Genomic DNA, 21,877 nt, shown 5'->3' on the forward strand with positions numbered 1-21,877 from the left:
TTTATAAAGTTTTCCCTGTTAAAAAATTGTCCAACATTTCATGACCCTGTTCAGTCAAAATTGATTCCGGGTGAAATTGCACTCCTTCAATGGCAAGTTCTTTGTGCCTAACGCCCATAATTTCGTCCATCTTTCCCTTATTATCCTTAGTCCATGAGGTAACCTCAAAACAGTTTGGCAGGGTTGATTGCTGCGCTACCAACGAGTGATAGCGTGTTGCATTGAGTGGATTTTTAAGGTTTGTAAATATACCTTTATTGATGTGATGAATACTGGACACCTTGCCGTGCATAATTTTTTTTGCACCAATAATATGCCCGCCAAAAGCCTGGACCATAGCCTGAAACCCTAAGCAAACCCCTAAAATTGGTATTTTCTTAGAAAAGTGCTTAATAGCCTCAATTGAAATCCCCGCCTCATTTGGTGTACATGGACCTGGTGAAATTACCAAAAATTCAGGTGCAAGTTTTTCAATGCCTTGTATTGTAATTTCATCGTTACGATACACTTCAACGGCCTGCCCCAACTCGCCAAAATATTGCACCAAGTTATAGGTAAATGAATCGTAATTGTCAATCATCAGTAACATACTGTGCGCTATTTTACCGCTAAAAAGGAAGCGAAGTTAAGACACTGAAAATGACAAATACTATTTTTAAAGCCTGCTACGTTAAACCGCTTAAAGTGGGTTTTCTTGCTATCCGTTATTAGTATATTTTCAATCGATTGACGTTTGTTTGCAATCTCAAGCTCGCTATAACCATTGGCGCGTTTAAAGTCCAAGTGTAACTTGGTGATTTGTTTTTGTTTTTGTTGATTGTCAAAATGAATTTTTTCAGAAATAATCAGCGCACCATTTTTATTTAAACCTTTATAAATTCTATCAATTAAGGTTTGTCTATTGTTTGGTGCAATAAATTGCAAGGTGAGGTTAAGCACAATAATGGATGTATTTTCAAACTTCATATCAAGGATATCACCACAAATTACATTAACATTATCAATTTTACCTGCTAAATTTTGCTGGCATTTTTTAACCATGTCTGGTGAATTATCAAGGGCAATAATTTGATTATTTGAGTGTGGGTTATTGATGCCCAGTGCAATAGAAGTAGCACCTGTTGAGGCGCCAAGGTCATAATAATTAGTATTGTCTTGGCCATAAGTTTTAACACTTAAGCTAATCATCTCGATCATAGATTGATAACCAGGTACTGAGCGTTTAACCATGTCATCAAATACATCAGCCACTTGTGCATCAAAGGCGAAATCAACTAAGTCATTCTCTTTGGTGAAAATATTATCGCGCATTAGTTGGGCTGACTAATTTGCTTATTTTTATAAGGTCTATACGGCATATAAATTTTTTATAAAAAATTCACTGACCAACACTTGAGTTGAGCCAATGGTAAAAATAGACCTTCTGCCCCAAGTGCCATGTGTGTGGGTGATTTGTAGTTGACTACGTTTAATATTTTTATCATTAAACAACACCTCGCCTAAAGGCTTATTGCCAATTTTTAATAAGTTTTGTGTGTCGTTAGTGATGGGGATGATTGATCTAGCAAATACAACAACCTGATCATCTCCTAAAAGCTCTACTTCACGCACGATAGATTGGCCGTTCCAGTTAAGTAACTCTGTTTCATCCGCATGTACAAGAGATTCCGCTTGTGATAAAACATTGATGGAAAAGTGATTAAATTTCTGCTTTAATTTAGCGGTTAAGGATTGGTGGTCATCAAGCCAAGTAAGAACGTGATTAGGTATATTGCTCACTTGATTTAAGTTTGACCATATCAAGTTTTTTGTGTTAATCATAGTTGGGTTATTTTACGTCAACTAAGCACTTTTAAGTATTGCCATATTGGCTTTTATCATCAGTAATCCAACGAGTAATAAGTGCTTGTTGCTTGTCTTTACTTAATTTTAAGAATTGTTTTGAGTAAAAATGCACTTGTTTAAGTAAATATCTATCACGCACAATATTGGCGATTTTCATATTAGCAATGCCTGTTTGCTGTGTGCCTAGAATTTCACCAGGGCCACGAAGCTCTAAGTCTTTTTGTGCAATTTTAAAGCCATCGTTTGTCTGCCTTAGGGTGTTAAGTCGTGCAAAAGCACTGTGACTGAGTGGCACCTGATACATCAAAATACAAATGCTAGCGTCAGTGCCTCGCCCTACACGACCACGTAATTGGTGTAATTGTGCAAGTCCCAGTCTTTCAGAGTTTTCAATGACCATGAGTGAAGCATTTGTGACATTTACACCCACTTCAATGACTGTGGTGGCGACCAAAACATCAATCTGTCCTTTGGAAAATTGCGCCATAATGGTGGACTTTTCATCCTTGTGCATCTTTCCATGAATTAGCACTACGCTTAATTCTTCTAGATTTTCCTGTAAATAGTGATGAGTATTAGTGGCAGATTCAGCACGAAGCGCTTCTGATTCTTCAATCAGTGTGCATACCCAATACACTTGATTGCCAGTAGTACAAATTTGTTTGATTTTTTCAATCACTTTGTCTTTTTTATCATTGCCAAGTGCAATGGTTTTAGTAGGTTTTCTGCCAGGGGGTAATTCATCAATCACTGAACAATCTAAATCTGCATAGGCACTCATGGTTAATGATCTTGGAATAGGGGTAGCAGTCATGACCAGTTGATGGGGCGTGTTGTGTGCTTTTTGTACAAGGGATAAGCGTTGATGCACACCGAATTTATGTTGTTCGTCAATAATTACTAAGCCTAATTTATCAAAAATAACTTGGGCTTGGAACAATGCATGGGTGCCGATGATAATTTGTGCTTCGCCTGAGTTAATTTTTTCAAGTTGTTCGGTTCTTTGTATTGCACCTTGAGAACCAGTTAAAAACGCAATATTAACACCCAAAGGGGTTAAATAATTTGAAAACCCCTGTAAATGTTGTGCGGCAAGTATTTCAGTGGGTGCCATAATAGTTGCTTGAAAGCCATTTTCGATTGCTTGCAAACAAGCAAATACGGCCACAATGGTCTTTCCTGAGCCTACATCACCTTGCAATAGCCTGAGCATTGGATGGTTCGATGCAAGATCTGAATTAATTTCATCAATGCTACGTTGCTGCGCTTGTGTTAGTTGAAACTCTAAGGCGTTTAGTATTTTTTTGGTTAAAGTGCTTTTAATCTTAAAGGTGTTAGATTTTTCGGATTTACGTTTATCTTTGAGTTGGAGTAAACTAAGTCGTTGTGCACACAACTCTTCAATAATCAGGCGTTGTTGTGAAGGGTGCTTAAAATTAGCAATTTGTTCGATATTATCATTAACTTTAGGATGATGCAGTGTATTCAAGGCCTGTTTAAGAGTAGGCATAGAGTTGTTTGCTAGATTTTTAAAATTGTCAGATAAGTCTGATTGTTGCAAAGTTTCTAATGCAATACCAATCCATTTTTTCATTTGTGCTTGGTGAATATTGGCAGTTAATGCATAGATAGGACTGAGTGTTTTTTCTAGTAAATGAGTCTGCCCTTTAGAGATTAATCGATATTCAGGATGGTGCATTTCTAGGCCATTTTTGCTAATTTTTATCTCGCCAAAGCATTGGATGATATCGCCACGAACGAAGTTTTGTTTTTGATATTGATTAAAATGAAAAAATCGAAGTAATAAGCCCTGATGACCAGAATCAGATAAGTAGCATAACAGTTGTCGCCGGCGAGTCGATACTTGTTTGATACGCTCTATGGTTAGTTGAATTAACGCCTCATCACCTACTTGAACTTGATTTAGTTTGGCTAGCTTGGTTTTGTCTTGATAGTGCGTTGGCAGATGAAACAATAAATGCTCCAAATTAAAAATACCAATGGCATTTAGTTTTTGCTGTGCTTTTGGACCTAATCCATTTAATGCAATGATTGGGTCAGATAATTGATGCATGAATAAGTGGAATTTTATCTAAACAAACCATCAAAATTGTACCAAGTTATTTGAGAATATCGTATCTTATGGTGCATTTAGTAAGTGTAATCACAGGGCCCTATCATCATAATTCCATCCATTTCTACCATTGAGCCTTTGGGTAATTCATTAACACCAAGCACTGCACGCGCGGGATAAGGCTCGTCAAAATAGGTGGACATAATTTCATTAACTTTTGGAAAATTGTTAAGATCAGTGAGATAGATATTAAGCTTGACAATATCTTTTAAGTCGCCATTAGATTTTTGACAAACAGCCATTAGATTTTTAAACACTTGATTAATTTGTTCACCAATACCACCGCTGACTATTTCCATTGTTTCTGGTATTAGAGGAATCTGCCCAGATAAATAAACGCTGGAGCCACCAGTAATGCACACTGCTTGAGAGTAAGTGCCAATTGCTTTAGGGGCTTTGCTAGTTGAAATAATATGTTTTTGCATGATAAAGTGTCTAAGTTAGAATGTATTAATTATACGAAATCTTTAATGGATTAAGGTGAATATTTTTTTTAAAAACACTATTTAAATACCTTAAAAAAAGTAGTGACAGTGTAATACCCCAATTTTCCATACAACTCTAAAGTAGAGGCTAGTCATCTTATCACGCCACCTAGGGCAAAGTGCGGTCGTTCGTTATTATAAACCCATAACCACTGTGTGGTTGCATCTTGTGCTTGCTCAACAGAATCAAACAAATGCAGATCTAAACACTCTTGTCTTACTGTACGGTTAAATCTCTCAATGTAGGCATTTTGAGTTGGCTTACCTGGTTGGATGTACATTAACTCAATACCTAAGGCTTGTACCCAGTCTCTTAATGCTTGGCTAATGTATTCAGGACCATTATCACATCTGATAGCCTTGGGCTTGCCACGCCACTGAATCAAACGTTCTAATGATTGAATAACTCGTCTTGCTGGCATGGACAAGTCCACATCAATATTCAAGCCTTCCCGATTGTAATCATCGACAACATTAAAAGTTCTAATGTGCCTGCCATCAGTGAGTGAGTCTGACATAAAATCCATTGACCAAGTTTGGTTAATAGTTGTTGGCACACTCAGTGCTTCGGGTTTATCTCTTTTGATTCTTCTTCTTGGCTTGATTCTTAGATTGAGCTCCAGTTCTTGGTAAATGCGATACACTCGTTTATGGTTAAATTTGTAGTCTTTAACATTACGTAGATATAAATAGCACAGTTTAAAACCCCAACGCTTGTGCGTTGCGGTTAAGCGCAGTAGACAATCGGCAATTAAAGCATTGTCATCACTGAGTTTTGGTTGATAATAATAAGTGCTTTTACTAATGCTACAAACTTCGTAAATAAGTTTGATACTTGTGTTCTTATTTTGTTCATTGATGTTTAAAGCCATCCTCACGCCACTGGGATGGCTTTAGAACTTTTTTGCTAAGGCATCCTTTGTAATTTGCAGTTTCAACTCACTCTCAGCATACATACGCTTGAATTGAGCATTTTCTGATTCTAGCTCTTTTAAGCGTTTAACCATAGAGACAAAATCTGTATCACCGTATTTAGATCTCCATTTGTAAAATGTGGCTTGAGACATTGCGTATTCACGGCATAGATCAGCCACAGATATGCCTGATTGGTTTTGTTTGAGTATGTTGACTATTTATGACTCTGTATATCTTGATTTTTTCATGTGAAAACTCCTTATTTTTTATTATAGAATTTTCTACTTTAGAATGGTGGTTTTTTGGGGTATTACATTTCATCAAGTGGACGATTACGCCATTCAATCGCTTGGGTGATAACCGCCTGCTGAGTGACATTGGATACCAATGTTGCTGAGATGTCTACATCATACATTTCTTTAAAGGTTGAGACGATGTCACGGGTACCTATGCCTTTGGCATATAGGCTTAATATCTGACTATCAAAAGCACCCAATCGGCGTTTGACCTTTTTCAATAATTAAAGGTTCAAAGCTACCTCTGCGGTCTCTTGGGATAGCAAGTTCAACTTCACCATGATTGCCTTTGACGGTTTTAGGGTAATAGCCATTACGAGCATTGCTGTCTGTATTAAGCTCGCTGCTATTTTGCCCATATTTTGGATAACCAAGATGATGTTCCATCTCAGCACCTAATGCTGCTTCAATGGTCATTTTAACCAGTGAAGCAGCTAGATCTGCTAAATCATCTTGGGTGTGGATGTCTTTGGCAAGTTCATCAGCAAAAGCACGGAGCTTTTTCTGGTTGATGCCTGTGTTGTTAAGTTGCTTTTTTTTGTTTCTTGGTATTGTGTTACTCATGTTTTTTCTCCTTTTCGGGGATTATAAAATATGAGGGTTTACACAATCTGGTTTACAGGGTCTAGTGCACTTAATTTTTCTTAAAATATTAAAAAAATAATGTCGTCTGGTTTTCTTGATTTAGTATGTTTATTCCTCCTTATATTGTAATTCTGTAGTAACCACATTCCTAATGCAATTCCCATGGCCAGTATATGTCAAACACTGTTTAGTAGAGCCAAATGCCTCAGTACTGGTATATCCCCATGCCGAACATCTTTTAATTGCTTTCATATTTAATAGTAGTCTTGCAACCTTTACGCCTGTAGATTCTTTTTGCTGCTTCGTACTTACCTTTGATTTGGGCATATTTTCTTGCTTCTAGGGAATTATCTTCTATTAAGAATAAAGCAGGCCAGAATAGCAAAAACGCCGCAACATTTTTACTATCTTGTGAACTTGCTATATCATCTACAATTTCTGCTGCATTATTTGCTGTGTACTGTAGATGTAATAGTTCGGCCCTTATTTCTTCACAATTCATGTTGCTAAATTCATAGCCGTCCATATTGTCAGCCATAACGTGTGATGATGATGTGTTACATCCTGTTAGTGTTAATGCTGACAATACTGCTAAACTTGTTAATAATTTCATTATTACTCCTTAAAAATAGATAAATACTCTACAAAATTGACTTATTTTATACATTTTTAAATCAAATGGATAAAAAATATCAATTATGGATACTAAAATTCTACAAACAAAAACTATTGGGCAAAGAATTACCAAAGCACGAGAAAATGCCAAGATGTCTAAATCTCAAATAACGGATAAGATGCACTTGTCTCGCTCAATTTGTGGCAAGGGGGAAAAAGGTGATTCCAACCCCTCACTGTCCACCTTATCAAACTTGCTAAGGCATCAAATATATCACTTGAATGGCTAACAATAACCTGGAAAATAAGACTAAATAGCATAAGCAAGTCTATTCTTTAGTTAAGCCCTAGCCAGAATAAGTACATCACAAGATTCAACACCAACCTTGGTGAGCGTTTTTGCCAGTTCATTAAGACTAGAACCAGTGGTCATAACATCATCAACCAATAAAACTTTTTTATAAGACATTGCTTGTACGCTAAATGCACCTTTAATTTCTTTTTTCCGCTGTTCTAGATTTAGTGGTGATAGTGACTTGGTGGCTTTTATACGCCTAACACTTTGAGTGTCAATAACTGTATTAGTATTTTTAGCAATGATTCTTAGTAATTCGTGGGCTTGGTTATAGCCTCGCTCTTTGATGCGCGCACGACTTAGAGGCAGGGGAATAATGGCATCATAATTGCCATTTTCTTTAATTAAGCGGTATAAACCATACAACTGATGGGCAAAATAATCGCCAATACACAATTGGCGATTAAATTTAAACTGCTTAATGAGTTGTGCGCAGGCGTGGGAATAATCATAAAGAACATAAGTCTTGGAAAAGGCAGGGGAATGGCTCAAACACTCGCCACAAAAACTTAAGTTAGAGGAAAGTTTAACTGCACAACAAAGGCAACGATTATCATTAACAACAAAACTAGATTCGCACGTTTTACACACACAAAACTTTGCAGTTTCAAAGCAAAGCACGCAGGATTGCTTGAGGATTAACCTCTGGTAAAAACCCATGACGTTGTGTCATCAGACATTTCGGCTCTGAATTGGTAATCTTCTTTATCAAAACTTTTCAAATCCTCTGCATGAGTGATTCTATTTTTAATCATAAAATTAACCATCAGACCTCTAGCGCGCTTGGCATAAATACCAATAATTTTATAGGTGTCGTTTTTGAACTCTTTAAAAGCGATGTTAATGATTTTGGCATTCAAGGCTGTTTGATCAATGCCTTTAAAATATTCATTAGAGGCAAGATTAATGATAGTATCAGTCTCATCTTCATTTAGTATAGTTGAAATCTCATCACCCCAAAACTCATATAAATTTTTCCCTTTGGGGTTTTCAAGCCGAGTACCCATCTCCAAACGATAGGGCTGAATTAAGTCAAGTGGACGAATCACGCCGTATAGACCTGACAACATGCGCAAGGTGTTTTGTGCAAACTCTAAATCTGCCATTGATAAAGAAGGGGCGTCAATACCGCTATAAACATCGCCCTTGAATGCAAGTAATGCTTGCTTGGCATTGGTTGGATTAAAAGGAGTTGAAAATGTTTGAAAACGTTCATAGTTTAAATTGGCCAGTTTGTCACTAATTGACATCAGCTGTGCTATCTCATCTTGGGTTTTTGCCTTTAAAATCTCAATTAATATTTTAGACTGTTTAATCTGGCATGTTTGCGTGTATTCATCAATGTTAGAAGTAGAAAAATCTTGGGTTTTTGAAGGAGAAATAATGGCTAACATTAGATAAAATTTAAGTAAAAACTGGTTAATATTCTACCTTAATATGATTGATAAATACACCACTAAAGGGGTGTATTAGAAGCATTAATAGAGTATTTTTTACGTTATAATTAGGGGATTTTTTCAATTTTTATTTTGTAGATTTTAACCTATGAGTACCCAATTATTACACCTACCTAAAGCGCATGGCCTTTATCATCCAAGTAATGAAAAAGAGAACTGTGGCGTAGGTTTTATCGCCCACATTAAAGGCGAATCTTCACATCAAATTACCCTTGACGCTTTGGAAATGTTATCCAGAATGGACCATCGTGGTGGTTGTGGCTGTGAAACCAATACAGGTGATGGTGCTGGTATTTTAACCAACATTCCACACGAGTTTTTCATTCAAGAAATTAAGCGTTTATTTGGTGTATCGGTTGAAAAAGGTGCTTATAGTGTTGGTAATATTTTCTTGCCACAAGACGACAAGCAAAGAGCACATTGTATGGATTTGTTAGAACAATCTGTTGCGCGTGAGGGTCAAACTTTTATTGGTTGGCGTAATGTACCTATTAATACTGATAAAGCCAATATTGGCAATATTGCTAGAAAATCCCAACCTATAATCAAGCAATTAATTATTGCTCGCGCTGAGGGGATTGACACGCCAGCTTTTGAACGTGCACTATTTATTATCAGAAAACACACCTCAAATATCATTAGAACAGATGCAGCTTTGTCTCAAGCATTATTGTTCTACGCTTGTAGCCTGTCAAGTAGTGTTATTATTTACAAAGGCATGTTAATGGGCTCACAAGTGCTTGATTTTTATCAAGACTTATCTGATATTGAATATTCAACCTATTTAGCAATGGTGCACTCACGTTTTTCAACCAACACATTCCCTTCATGGGATAGGGCGCAGCCTTGCCGCTACATGTCACACAATGGTGAAATTAACACTCGCCAAGGCAATTATAATTGGATGCATGCTAGAGAAGGCGTGCTGAAAAGCGACCTCTTTAAAGACGATTTGGGTAAAACTTTACCTGTTATTGAAACCGAAGTATCTGACTCTGGCAGTTTTGATAATGTGTTAGAGTTTTTGATGATGAATGGTCGTACTCTGCAAGAAGCAGTGCTAATGATGGTGCCTGAAGCCTGGCAAAATGACGATAACATGAGTGCTTCAAAAAGAGCATTCTATGAATATTTATCTAACGTTATGGAGCCATGGGATGGACCTGCCTCTATTGCCTTTACAGATGGCGCTTATATTGGTGCAATGCTTGATCGTAATGGCTTACGCCCTTCACGCTACTATCTAACACATGACGGACGCGTTATCATGGCAAGTGAAGTGGGCGTGGTTGATGTGGCAACTGATAATATCAAAACTAAGGGTAGATTACGCCCAGGCAAGATGTTTTTAGTTGATTTTGACAAAGGCGAGTTGGTTGATGATGAAACGATTAAATCTGAATTTGCCTCAAAAAATCCTTACCAAGACTGGCTAAATGATCAACAAATATACCTATCAGAATTTCTTTGTAAAGTTGAAGCACATGGCTTTCACCCAGAGTCATTAATGCACCGCCTGAAAGCATTCGGTTATAGCACCGAAACCTTGCAATTTATGTTGTTACCGCTGGTTAACGAGTTGCGTGACCCAGTAGGCTCTATGGGTAATGACTCAGCACTGGCGTGTTTGTCTAGCCAATCACGTATTATCTATGACTATTTTAAACAATTATTTGCACAAGTAACCAACCCAGCAATTGACTCTATTCGTGAAGAAGTGGTGATGTCATTGCGTTGTTCTATTGGACCAGAAGGCAATTTATTAAGTGACAATGCTGAAAATGCACACCGCTTAGTTATTGAGCATCCAATTTTAACCAATGAAGAGGCTGCTGCATTAAGACATTGCAATCATCGCGGTTGGACGAGCAAAACCATTGATATTACTTATGATATGAATAAGGATAAGAAAGTATCTGAATTATTAGACAACATTTGTGCCCAAGGCTCTCAAGCCATTAAAGATGGACACAGTTTAATTGTACTGTCTGATCGTAATATTGGTAAAAATCGTGTTGCAATATCTAGCCTATTGGCCTCTTCTGCCCTACACAGATACTTAGTTGCTAGTGCTGAACGCACCCAAGTGGGTATTATTGTTGAAACAGGCGAGGCTCGTGAGGTTCATCATTTCTGCCTGATGATAGGTTTTGGTGCGGATGCAATCAACCCATACCTTGCATTTGAGGCATTATGGCAAGCACGTCGTGATGGCATTATTGACATTGAAAGTGATGATGCCATTATATCTGCCTACCGAAAAGGCACTGCCAAAGGCATGCTAAAAGTCATGGCAAAAATGGGTATTTCTACCTTAGGATCCTACAAAGGTGCTCAAATTTTCGAAGCAGTAGGTCTAGCACCAGAAGTAATGGATAAATGCTTTTTTGGCACAGCGTCTCGCATTGACGGCGTTAATTTTGACATTTTGCAAACAGAAGGTGAAAAACGCCATCAACATGCTTACCAAACTAACTCTTTGGATAATTTAGGCCAATACCATTGGCGCAGTGGTGGCGAAAAACACATGTGGGACCCACAAGCAATCTCCAGCTTACAATTAGCGGCACGCAACAATGATGAATCGGCTTATTGGGTATTTTCAAAACATGCCAACGAACAAGGCACGCGCAACTCAACATTACGTGGTTTGATGTCGTTTAAAAAATCCAACCCAATTTCTATTGATGACGTTGAGGGTGTTGAAGAAATTGTCAAACGCTTTGCCACAGGGGCGATGAGTTTTGGCTCTATTTCAGCAGAATCACACGAATCACTAGCCATTGCCATGAACCGTTTGGGTGGCAAATCAAACACAGGAGAGGGTGGCGAAGATGCCAAGCGTTGGACGCTAGATGCCAACGGCGACTCACGTCGTAGTGCTATTAAACAAGTAGCTTCAGGGCGTTTTGGCGTTACCATTGATTACTTAAATAATGCAGATGAAATTCAAATTAAAGTCTCGCAAGGCGCAAAACCTGGCGAAGGTGGCGAATTACCTGGTGCAAAAGTAGATGAAGGCATCGCCTCAATACGCCACTCCACGCCTGGCGTAGGGCTTATTTCCCCACCACCTCATCATGATATTTATTCAATTGAAGATTTATCGCAACTTATTTTTGACCTGAAACGCTCTAATCCAGATGCACGTATTAGTGTGAAATTGGTTGCAGAAGTAGGTGTGGGCACGATTGCTGCAGGTGTTGTTAAAGCAAAGTCTGATCATATTGTTATCGCTGGACATGATGGTGGCACCGGCGCTTCACCACTAACCTCAATCAAGCATGCAGGCCTGCCATGGGAGTTAGGCTTGGCTGAAACTCATCAAACATTAGTCATGAATGGTTTACGCTCACGTGTGGTTATTCAAACAGACGGGCAGTTAAAAACAGGTAGAGATGTTGCCATTGGTATTCTTTTGGGTGCTGAAGAGTTTGGATTTTCAACCGCACCACTGATCACCCTGGGCTGCATTATGATGCGTAAATGCCACCTAAATATTTGCCCAGTCGGCATTGCCACACAAGACAAAGAATTACGTAAAAAATTTACAGGCAAACCTGAACACGTGGTGAACTACTTGTTTATGGTGGCTCAAGAGTTGCGTTTAATCATGGCAGAACTTGGTTTTAAAACCGTTAATGAAATGATTGGCCGTGTTGATATGCTAGAAATGAATCAAACGCTTAACCACTGGAAGCAAGAAACCATTAACCTAGACGCCTTATTAACACCTGCTAAAAAGCCCAATAAAGATACGGGCACTTATCAAACCATTGCTCAAGACCATCAATTAGAACAACAAATTGACAATATGTTAATTGAACAATCAAAATCAGCCATTAACAGTGCTGAAAAAATTTGCATTGACTCTGTTATTACCAATGTTGATCGTGCTGTAGGTACAATGCTTTCATCATATATTGTAAAAACACGGGGTGGCAATAACTTAAAAGACGACACTGTTCATATTAATTTTAAAGGCTCTGCAGGTCAATCTCTTGGTGCCTTCTTAGCAGAAGGCGTCACTCTAGAAGTTGAAGGTGACGCTAATGATTATGTTGGCAAGGGACTCTCAGGTGGCCACATCATTGTTTATCCACCTAAAGATTCAACCTTTAATGCTGAAAATGAAATCATTGCTGGCAACGTTTGTGGTTATGGCGCAACAGGTGGTGAACTGTATTTATCAGGTTGCGTATCTGAGCGTTTCTGTGTACGTAATTCAGGTGCTATCGCTGTAGTAGAGGGCGTTGGTGATCATGGTTGTGAATATATGACAGGCGGTCGCGTTATTATTCTAGGCGAAGTGGGTCGTAACTTTGGTGCTGGCATGAGTGGTGGTATTGCTTATATCTATAATCCGAATCATACGTTTGAATCTATGGCCAATCCAATCATGATTGATCTTGATCCGGTGGATAATGAGGCACAAATAGAATTAAAACAGTACATCAACAATCACGCTAAATATACTGGCTCAAAAGTGGCTGCACGCATTCTTGACAACTGGCATGATGAAATCAAGCATTTTATCAAAATCATGCCTAAAGATTTAAAGCGTGTTTTAAGAAAAAATACCAGCGCATAAATCAGTATTATTTTCTATCTAAAATAACAAAATCATAGGCATGTAGATTTTTCTCATCAGCTTGATGAGAGTCACGACTAAGCTCGCTAAATTGAGTGCGGTCAAATTCTGGAAAGTAGGCATCACCCTCAAATTTACCCTTAACTTCGGTGATATAGAGTCTATCAACCTTATTTACCATTTGTTCGTAAAAAGATGCACCACCCATAATCATTAGTTCATTATCGCCATTAGCCAGACTTAATGCTGCGTTAATACTACCAACAACCTCACAACCATCAGCCTTAAACTTCGTATTACGACTCACAATAATATTGCGACGATTAGGCAGTGGCCTGTCAACAGAGTCATAAGTTTTGCGCCCCATTAGGACAGCTTTGCCTGTTGTTGTCTTTTTAAAATAAGCCAAATCGGCTGGCAAATGCCAAGGCAAGGAATTATTTTTACCAATCAGCTGATTGTCATCCATTGCCACAATAATAGATAATTTCATAGAAAAGTTTCAATTAAAGTAAAATGATGTTTATTTTACAAATATCACTCATCACGGTGTCATTAATTCTAGCCTCAAGCTCGCCTTTTAGAAAAACATTACTTGCCAAACTAGGGTTAACTTTTGAGGCGTATTCGCCAAAGATTGACGAATCAAGAAAAAAAGGTGAAACACCCGAGCAGTTGGTTTATCGTCTGGCTCAAGAAAAGGCCAAAGAAATTGCAAAAACGCATCATGGGTTAATCATTGCCTCTGATCAAGTCGCAACACTTGCTCATGGTAAAAATACTGATGATGAAATATTAACCAAACCAAAAAACCATGAAAATGCCATCAAACAACTACAGAGAAGTTCTGGAAATACAGTAACTTTTCTTACAAGTTTGACACTTTTAAATACAAATACCAACAATATACAAACTAAAGTTGAAACTTTTAAAGTGGTTTTTAAAGATTTGAGCATTGAGCAAATTGAATATTACCTTAAAAAAGAAACCCCTTATAACTGTGCGGGTAGTTTTAAATCAGAAAGCCTAGGTATTAGTTTATTTAAACGTATGATTGGTAATGATCCAAATAGTTTGGTTGGCTTACCGCTTATTCAACTCATCACAATGCTAGAAAATGAAGGCATTAGCACTCTCACTGACAATAACTAAACGTCATGTTATATCTCTATCCTGATAAGCTTAAATGCTTTCAATCAGGTCAAAAAACTTATTGGGGCTCACTATACGGCAGTGCAGATGCACTGGCATTAATTGAATTTGCCAATCAACAACAGCAAGTTATTTTAGTCATTGCTAATGACATCACACATTTTGACAGTCTTTATAAATCTTTAAACTTCTACAACACAGACTTAGAAATTTTAAAATTTGATAACTGGGAAGTGCTCGCCTATGATCACTTTTCGCCTCATCCTGATATCACCTCCAGTCGATTAGCAGCCCTATCAAAACTTAAAAGTCTTAAACGTGGTATTGTTATCACCACATTAGAATCATTATTCTCACGTCTATGCCCGTTAGAGTTTGTAGAAAAATACAGCTTCAATATCGATATTAATGACAACATTAATATTGAAGCCTTTAGTGAAAAACTACTAAAAATTGGCTACAACCGTGTAACCACCGTCATGGGGCATGGTGAGTTTAATATTCGTGGCTCATTGATTGATTTATACCCCATGGGCGCAAAAACACCTTACCGAATTGATTTGTTTGGCCAAGAAGTGGAGTCTATTCGCACCTTTGATACCTCAACTCAACGCTCTAAAGTACAAGTGCCTGAAATTGTGCTACTGCCTACTAGAGAATTTGCCACAGATAATACCAGTATTGAGCGCTTTAAAACTAATTATCAAAAAGCATTTAATGACAATGGCTTTATCTATACCGAAGTTAGTGAAGGTAGGCTGCCAGGTGGCATTGAATTTTATTTACCGCTGTTTTTTAACACAACCAACACCTTGTTTGATTATCTAGTGGATAACACTATTATTGTCATATCAAAAGGATTTTCAGACTTGGTGGATAAGACCTATAGCGAGATACGTGAACGATTTGAGCGTGCTAAAAAATCATTAGATAGAGCACCCCTTGATATTCCCCAAGTTTTCCTGTCCAAAGAATTGCTGTTTAGTGAAATTAAGAAAAAACCACAGCTCATCATCAGTACATCAAAACTAGAAGATAAAAACCAACACTTTAATTTCAACTCAAGCTTATTACCCCCAATACGCATTGAACCACAAACGAAAAACCCATTAAGCAAATTTTCAGCTTTTGTTAAAAGATTTACCAACAAAAAAATATTAGTTGTTTGTGAATCGCGTGGCAGGCAAGATGTGCTCAGCGATTTGTTCACCAGCCATCAACTTGATACCCATAGCGTTAAAAACTGGCGTGAATTTAATAAGAGCAGCAAACTGCTCAATATTACCCATGAAAATCTTGCCCATGGCTTGCTCACTAGTGATATTGCCATTGTTACTGAAGAAGATTTATTCGGTCAAGAAGTGGTTCAGCAACAGCGTCGTCGTGCTAATCACAAAGATTTTGATGAAGCAATTAAAAGCCTAGTTGAAATTAAAATGGGTGATGCGATTGTGCATGAAAACTATGGTGTGGGTAGGTATTTAGGGCTTAAAACCCAAACTTTTGATGGACAATCACAAGATTTCCTTGCCCTAGAATATGCTAATAACGCAAAGTTGATGGTACCAATCACCTCGCTTAATCTAATCTCCAGATATGCTGGTATTTCAGATAGTGCACCATTACACAAACTAGGCACAAATCAATGGAGCAAGGCTAAGAAAAAAGCAGGTGAAGCTTTGTTTGACGTGGCAGCTGAATTATTAGAAATTTATGCCAAACGAGCCTCTCAAACAGGTTTTGCTTTCCCTAAGCCGAATGATGCTTATTCCTCATTTGTTGCCAGCTTTCCCTTTGAGGAAACACCAGACCAACTAAAAACCATGGGCGAAGTCTTAGCAGATATGCAATCACACAGACCAATGGACAGATTAGTCTGTGGCGATGTTGGTTTTGGCAAAACTGAAATTGCCATGCGTGCGGCATTTTTAGCAGTTGAAGCAGGAAAGCAAGTGGCAATTTTGGTACCAACCACGCTATTATCTAACCAGCACCATCAATCGTTTATTGACCGTTTTGCCAACCACCCTGTTGAAATTGCAGCGCTTTCAAGGTTTCAAACCCCAAAAGAGCAAAAACTAATTATTGAAAAATTAAACCAAGGAACAATTGACATTGTCATTGGCACGCACAAAATTATTCAAGGCACTATTAAATACAAAAACCTTGGCTTAATTATTATTGACGAAGAACATCGCTTCGGCGTTAAACAAAAAGAGGCGTTGAAAAAACTACGGGGTGAAAGTGACATTCTGACCATGACTGCCACCCCTATTCCGCGCACATTAAATATGGCGCTAGGCTCATTAAGAGAATTGTCCATTATTGCCACGCCACCTGCCAAACGCAGCGCCATCCAAACGTTTGTACAAGAGTGGAATGACAACAACATCAAAGAGGCAATCACACGTGAAATGCACCGTGGTGGTCAGGTGTTTGTACTACACAACGATATTGATTCAATTGACAATATGGCAGAAAATCTCAAACAAATTATGCCAAAAGTTCACGTTCGCATCGCCCACGGACAAATACCAACACGTGAACTAGAAAGAATCATGAGTGATTTTTATCACGCACGTTTCCAAATTTTGGTTTGCACCACGATTATCGAAACAGGGATTGACATTCCCAATGCTAATACCATCATTATTAATAATGCACAAAATTTTGGTTTGGCACAACTACACCAACTACGAGGCCGTGTTGGTCGCTCCCACCATAGAGCTTATGCCTATTTAATTATTAAATCCCATCAATCGTTATCTAAAACAGCCAAAAAACGCCTTGATACCATTGAGTCTTTAGAGGGGCTTGGTGCTGGATTTATGCTGGCTAATCACGACCTTGAAATTCGTGGTGCGGGTGATTTATTGGGTGATAATCAATCTGGAAAAATTAGCGAAATTGGCTTTAATCTTTATCATGATTTATTAAAACGCACTATTGATGCCATGCGCTCTGGTAGAAAAATTAACCTTGATGACCCCATCAATCATGAAGTACAAATTGATTCTGGCTTGCCATCTATCATTCCAGAGGCATATATTTTTGACGTACACGAACGACTTGTACTCTACAAGCGTATTGCCAGTTGTCAAAACAATAAAGAACTTAAAGCTCTACAGATTGAGATGATTGACCGCTTTGGATTATTACCAGATTCAACCAAAAATTTATTTGCCAATACCAAACTTAAGCTCTTTTCAAAAAAAATTGGCATTGATAAAATTAACCTTTATGAAAACAAAGCCATTATCACCTTTGGTAATAAGAATACCATTGAGCCGATAAAAATCATCAACCTTATTCAAAAACAAGCAAAAAAATATCAGCTAAAGGGTCAAAATCAATTAATTGTTAAACAGGAGATGCCTGAAGATATTAGACGAATTGAATTGATAGAAAATCTACTAAAAACATTAAATTAGAGATTATTGCAACACAAACCTCTCTTCCGGGTAATATAGATATAGTCGATAAAAATCAGAGATTGTGCGTTTTTTATAAATGGTATTAGTATTCTATCTAGTTATAATGGCACTAATAATATCGCACTAATATCTAAATAATAATGGAAGGAGGAAAGATAACATCAATTTTTTGGATTGATAATTGCAATCACATTACTGCCAATATTAAGTGCGTACAATGCTAGAGCGTATCGTTATTACCGGTATTGGCATTGTTAGTAGTATTGGCAATAACACTAAACAAGTTTTAAGTTCATTACGCACCCATCAAAGTGGGTTGTGCTATTCAAACGAGTTTTCCGAATTAAATTTACGTTCTCAGGTGGTGGGCAGTATCCATATTGACACGGGTCAATATTTAAGTAAAAAACAGCGCAGATTTTTTTCACCTGTAGCTAGTTACAGCGCCATTGCTATGCAGCAGGTTATTGAAATGTCAGTTAAATGAGACTGAAATATACAACCCCAGCACAGGTCTAATTGTTGGTTCTGGTAGCGCCTCAAATGAGAACGCCATCAATGCTTACAAAACGCTTAAGCAAAAAGGCATCAAGGGTATTTAACCCGTTTCGCATCTTAAAACCATGAGCTCAACTGCCAGTGCTAACTTAGCTAGTTCATTCAAAATTAAAGGTATCCAGCTATTCAATTAGTGGCGCATGTGCTACTTCAGCCCGTGGTACAGGTATTGTTGTGCTTGAATCGCTCAAATACGCGAAAAGTCGTGATGCTAATATTTTGGCAGAACTAGTAGGTTATGGTGCTAGTAGCGATGGTGATAATATCGTTAAACCGAACACAGACAGTGCGGTACGTGCCATTCAACAAGCGATAAATACTACCCATAAAATTGACTATATCAACGCACCCATGTCACTAGCACGATTGCTGGCGATAAAAGCGAATTGGAGACCATTAAGACAGTTTTTAAAGATAATGTACCGCTAATTAGTTCAACCAAACCTCTTACAGGACACTCTATTGGTGCTAGTGGCGTACACGAGTTAATTTATTCAATCTTGATGCTTAATAATAGCTTTTTATTTGGTAATCATGGTTATGAAACAGATAAAGAGTTTGTTCAAATACCGATTTTAAAAACAAATCAATACTATTTTGTCTAATAGTTTTGGTTTTTGTGGTACTAATGCAACACTAGTTGTACAAAGATATGAATAAAGTTTGGCTTGTTTTTGCAGGAGCTATTGCATCATTAGCATTTGCACCCTTTAATTACTCCTTCATATTGCTTATTAGTTATGCAATATTATTTTGGCAAATTAGTGTGGCCAATACACGCAAACAAGCTTTTTTCGGTGGTTTTATTTTTGCATTTTCACATTATTTAATTGGGCTGTACTGGCTATTTTCAATTGTTAGTCAATATGAATTTTTCTATCAGGTTGTGGTGGGAATTATTACTGCTATTGCTTTCTTTTACGGATTAGTCGGTTATTTTGCTAAACTCTTGACTATCAATCACTGGTCTTGGTTTGTGCTTTTTTACCTAGTCTTGCTGGTTTATTTGAATGGGTCCGAACTTGGTTTTGGACTGGCTTCCCTTGGTATTCACCCAGTGATGCAGTGTTTGACATGGGGTTGTCATCATTACTACCCATTGGTGGATACTTGGGCGTAAGTTTTGTTTTTTATCTACTTAGCGGATTGCTGGTTTATACAATACTTAATTCTAAAAATAGAAAAACTTATATGATAAGCACAAGCATTTTAGGTTTGCTGTTTCTAGTCTTGTTTGCCACCAAATAATATCAGCCAGATATGGTTAGTTTTCCATTAATAAGTGTGCGTTTAATTAGCGGTGACTTTGCGCTTAAAGATAAATCTCACAGGCATTTGGTTATTGATAGAATTAAACATTACCAGCAGCTGACTAACTTAGAACCTATAGCAGATTTAACTTTATGGACAGAATCTAGTATTAGTGTTGATTATCAAAATGTTAAAGCATATATTAATAAGATTGAATCTGACAATACAGTTTTATTGGGTTCGTATTATCATAATGGCATCAGTAGTAATAATGTCTTATTAGACATGAATAGCAAGCAACCTGTATATTACAAGCAACATTTAATTCCTTTTGGTGAGTACACACCTAACTGGTTTTTAAGTTTTAAGTCTTTACTGCCAAAATTTCATATGGATGAGTTAATAACGTATAAAAATCAACACCAACACATCATTTTCAAAGATTTAAAATTATTTGCATCCATATGCTTTGAGTTGCTATCCTCCAAAGAACTATTGCAAAATTCGAAACAGGCTAATATACATATACATATTAGCGATTTAGGCTGGTTTGATAATCACAATGTTGCCAGTTGTTTACTTAAAGTCGCAAGAATTCGTGCTATTGAAACTGCTAAGCCAATTATTTATAGCGTTAACCAAGACATCCCTGCCTTTATTGACTATAAAGGTAATATTCTGAAACAACAACACAATCAGGACACTTATGTGCTTAACCAAAAAGTAGCCCCACAACAAGGCACTACTTTTTATGCTCAATATCAAGACAGACCAGTACTAGTATTGCTATGTAGTCTCTTTCAAGCATGGAAAAAATCAACAAAAAACAAACATTCACTTTAATAACAACGGCCATCATAGCTGGGCTGATTATGTTGCTTAATATTGATACACAATCAACATTAGATAAAACCACATTAGATACAAATAACGCAACTACAAACACCTATCAAACCAAAAAGTGGGAAAACTATTATTAAAGACACTCTGCCTCTATCGCTTAAGAAAATTGAGGCTGAACTAGCATTTGATGGGCAGCAAGGTATTGCCCAAAATTCTATTAGTGAAGCAGAAAAAGTATCAGCAAGGGTTGCTAAAGATGGGGTTGACAATAAAGCCATCGAGGCAAAATTCACTCAACTAATCAATCAACCAATCTCCACTCAAAAGCCTCTTAAAGTTAAAAAACAACTAGATACAATTGACGCTAATATCCTTGATATTGAAAGAGACATGGTGAATCTTGGGCTAGACAAGCTCCTAGAAGGGCAATAATTATGCAAACTAAACTCCCAGCTCTATTACTATTACTACTTGGCTTCAATGTTCAAGCTGAACTCATCTCCAACCTTGAAGGCAAACTTAGTGTCAACCAAGGATTGTTGAGTTATTCTGTGCCACTGGCATTACCTGCAGGCATTAATAAACTTACACCGAATTTAAGCATTAACTACATCCAAGGTGGTAACAACTCTGAATTGGGTTTGGGTTTTTCTTTGTCAGGCTTATCAACGACTAGTCGTTGTAGCAAAAGTGATAAAGTTGATGATATTAATCATGGTGTATTGCTTGATAGTAACGACGCCTATTGCTTAGACGGGCAAAGATTAATCAATGTTGCTAACAATGAATATCGTTTGCGTCAAAACCACCACACCAAAATTATCAAATCTAGTAACACTTGGCAAGTACATTACCCTAATGGTGTAAGCGCCTAGTTTAATGCCAATCAAAGTATTGGTGGACAAGTGCTTAATTGGCATATCAACTCAAAACAAGATAAGTTTAATAATACCATTAATTATCAATATATCACCCATCAAAATGTAAGCTATATTGACAACATTACCTATAATCATAACCAAATTAAATTCAACTATACGTCTCGTCCAGACATAGCAACCAGTTATCAATTTGGACAAACACAAATCCACAATAAACTACTTAAGGCTATCCAAATAAAACATAGTAGTAATTTAGTTAAGACCTATCAGATGTATTACGACACTTATGTTGGACACTCAAGGCTTGATAATATCAAGTTGTACGATTCACAAGACGAGTGTACAAAGCCTTTAAGTTTTGTTTATCAACACAATGATTTAATTACTGATGATGAGCCTGTTTTTGAGCAAGCCGTTATTAAATTAGACGAGGTATTTAATTATAGCGTGGCTGACTTTAATCATGATGGCTGAGTGGAT

General features: G+C 37.4%; 18 protein-coding genes and 4 pseudogenes. 10 read left to right on the forward strand and 12 right to left on the reverse strand.

Features of this window, described 5'->3' with window-relative positions:
- Position 1: 1 nt before the first annotated feature.
- From CVFO_RS00540 to CVFO_RS00585, 9 genes and pseudogenes are all read right to left on the reverse strand, one after another.
- Positions 2-589: an aminodeoxychorismate/anthranilate synthase component II gene (locus CVFO_RS00540; RefSeq protein ID WP_201339670.1), complete on the reverse strand. Its 588-nt coding sequence runs from the start codon at positions 587-589 to the stop codon at positions 2-4.
- An 8-nt stretch (positions 590-597) separates the two neighbouring features.
- The gene (gene cmoA / locus CVFO_RS00545; protein WP_201339671.1) at positions 598-1,311 is read right to left on the reverse strand and encodes a carboxy-S-adenosyl-L-methionine synthase CmoA; all 714 of its coding nucleotides are present in this window, start codon (positions 1,309-1,311) and stop codon (positions 598-600) included.
- Between the two features lie 36 nt (positions 1,312-1,347).
- Positions 1,348-1,821 (reverse strand): chorismate--pyruvate lyase family protein, encoded by a 474-nt coding sequence (locus CVFO_RS00550; RefSeq protein WP_201339672.1) that lies wholly within the window; start codon positions 1,819-1,821, stop codon positions 1,348-1,350.
- A gap of 31 nt (positions 1,822-1,852) precedes the next feature.
- On the reverse strand, positions 1,853-3,919 hold the full coding sequence (recG, locus tag CVFO_RS00555) for an ATP-dependent DNA helicase RecG (protein ID WP_201339673.1): 2,067 nt from the start codon (positions 3,917-3,919) through the stop codon (positions 1,853-1,855).
- A 77-nt stretch (positions 3,920-3,996) separates the two neighbouring features.
- A complete protein-coding gene (locus CVFO_RS00560; protein WP_201339674.1) occupies positions 3,997-4,404 on the reverse strand; it encodes a RidA family protein in 408 nt (135 codons plus the stop codon).
- Between the two features lie 152 nt (positions 4,405-4,556).
- Positions 4,557-5,597 (reverse strand): annotated as a pseudogene (locus CVFO_RS00565) (IS3 family transposase).
- A 95-nt stretch (positions 5,598-5,692) separates the two neighbouring features.
- Positions 5,693-6,188, reverse strand: a pseudogene (locus CVFO_RS00575) (transposase); the annotation flags it as partial.
- Between the two features lie 180 nt (positions 6,189-6,368).
- The gene (gene yecR, locus CVFO_RS09600; RefSeq protein ID WP_493335917.1) at positions 6,369-6,587 is read right to left on the reverse strand and encodes a YecR family lipoprotein; all 219 of its coding nucleotides are present in this window, start codon (positions 6,585-6,587) and stop codon (positions 6,369-6,371) included.
- Positions 6,499-6,873: a hypothetical protein gene (locus tag CVFO_RS00585; protein WP_201339676.1), complete on the reverse strand. Its 375-nt coding sequence runs from the start codon at positions 6,871-6,873 to the stop codon at positions 6,499-6,501. The genes yecR and CVFO_RS00585 overlap by 89 nt, the downstream gene beginning before the upstream one ends.
- Before the next feature lie 85 nt (positions 6,874-6,958).
- Here CVFO_RS00585 and CVFO_RS00590 point away from each other — a divergent pair, with 85 nt between their 5' ends.
- A complete protein-coding gene (locus CVFO_RS00590) occupies positions 6,959-7,165 on the forward strand; it encodes a helix-turn-helix domain-containing protein (protein ID WP_201339677.1) in 207 nt (68 codons plus the stop codon).
- Between the two features lie 50 nt (positions 7,166-7,215).
- Here CVFO_RS00590 and CVFO_RS00595 read toward each other — a convergent pair whose 3' ends face one another.
- Positions 7,216-7,722 (reverse strand): ComF family protein, encoded by a 507-nt coding sequence (locus CVFO_RS00595; RefSeq protein WP_225879282.1) that lies wholly within the window; start codon positions 7,720-7,722, stop codon positions 7,216-7,218.
- A 146-nt stretch (positions 7,723-7,868) separates the two neighbouring features.
- The gene (yaaA, locus tag CVFO_RS00600) at positions 7,869-8,624 is read right to left on the reverse strand and encodes a peroxide stress protein YaaA (protein WP_201339679.1); all 756 of its coding nucleotides are present in this window, start codon (positions 8,622-8,624) and stop codon (positions 7,869-7,871) included.
- A 151-nt stretch (positions 8,625-8,775) separates the two neighbouring features.
- On the opposite strand from yaaA, the gene gltB reads away from it, so the two are divergent.
- Complete coding sequence (gene gltB, locus CVFO_RS00605) at positions 8,776-13,278, forward strand: glutamate synthase large subunit (RefSeq protein WP_201339680.1); 4,503 nt, start codon at positions 8,776-8,778, stop codon at positions 13,276-13,278.
- 7 nt (positions 13,279-13,285) lie between these two features.
- Here gltB and CVFO_RS00610 read toward each other — a convergent pair whose 3' ends face one another.
- Positions 13,286-13,771, reverse strand: coding sequence for a dihydrofolate reductase (locus CVFO_RS00610; protein ID WP_201339681.1), 486 nt, complete (start codon positions 13,769-13,771; stop codon positions 13,286-13,288).
- Between the two features lie 23 nt (positions 13,772-13,794).
- Here CVFO_RS00610 and CVFO_RS00615 point away from each other — a divergent pair, with 23 nt between their 5' ends.
- From CVFO_RS00615 to CVFO_RS00645, 8 genes and pseudogenes are all read left to right on the forward strand, one after another.
- A complete protein-coding gene (locus CVFO_RS00615) occupies positions 13,795-14,430 on the forward strand; it encodes a Maf family protein (protein ID WP_425352105.1) in 636 nt (211 codons plus the stop codon).
- Between the two features lie 5 nt (positions 14,431-14,435).
- Complete coding sequence (mfd, locus tag CVFO_RS00620; RefSeq protein ID WP_201339682.1) at positions 14,436-17,861, forward strand: transcription-repair coupling factor; 3,426 nt, start codon at positions 14,436-14,438, stop codon at positions 17,859-17,861.
- 220 nt (positions 17,862-18,081) lie between these two features.
- Positions 18,082-19,082: pseudogene (locus CVFO_RS00625) on the forward strand (beta-ketoacyl synthase N-terminal-like domain-containing protein).
- Positions 19,075-19,368 (forward strand): annotated as a pseudogene (locus CVFO_RS09340) (hypothetical protein); the annotation flags it as partial. The pseudogenes CVFO_RS00625 and CVFO_RS09340, both read left to right, overlap by 8 nt.
- A 23-nt stretch (positions 19,369-19,391) precedes the next feature.
- The gene (locus CVFO_RS09345) at positions 19,392-19,670 is read left to right on the forward strand and encodes a hypothetical protein (RefSeq protein ID WP_425352106.1); all 279 of its coding nucleotides are present in this window, start codon (positions 19,392-19,394) and stop codon (positions 19,668-19,670) included.
- A gap of 36 nt (positions 19,671-19,706) precedes the next feature.
- On the forward strand, positions 19,707-20,516 hold the full coding sequence (locus CVFO_RS00635; protein ID WP_225879283.1) for a nitrilase-related carbon-nitrogen hydrolase: 810 nt from the start codon (positions 19,707-19,709) through the stop codon (positions 20,514-20,516).
- Between the two features lie 434 nt (positions 20,517-20,950).
- Positions 20,951-21,391, forward strand: a complete 441-nt coding sequence (locus tag CVFO_RS00640) for a SpvB/TcaC N-terminal domain-containing protein (RefSeq protein WP_201339685.1) — start codon at positions 20,951-20,953, stop codon at positions 21,389-21,391.
- A gap of 30 nt (positions 21,392-21,421) precedes the next feature.
- The gene (locus tag CVFO_RS00645; RefSeq protein WP_201339686.1) at positions 21,422-21,871 is read left to right on the forward strand and encodes a hypothetical protein; all 450 of its coding nucleotides are present in this window, start codon (positions 21,422-21,424) and stop codon (positions 21,869-21,871) included.
- Positions 21,872-21,877 lie beyond the last annotated feature (6 nt).

Source organism: Isorropodon fossajaponicum endosymbiont JTNG4 (genome assembly GCF_016592615.1).
Classification (GTDB): Bacteria; Pseudomonadota; Gammaproteobacteria; order PS1; family Pseudothioglobaceae; genus Ruthia.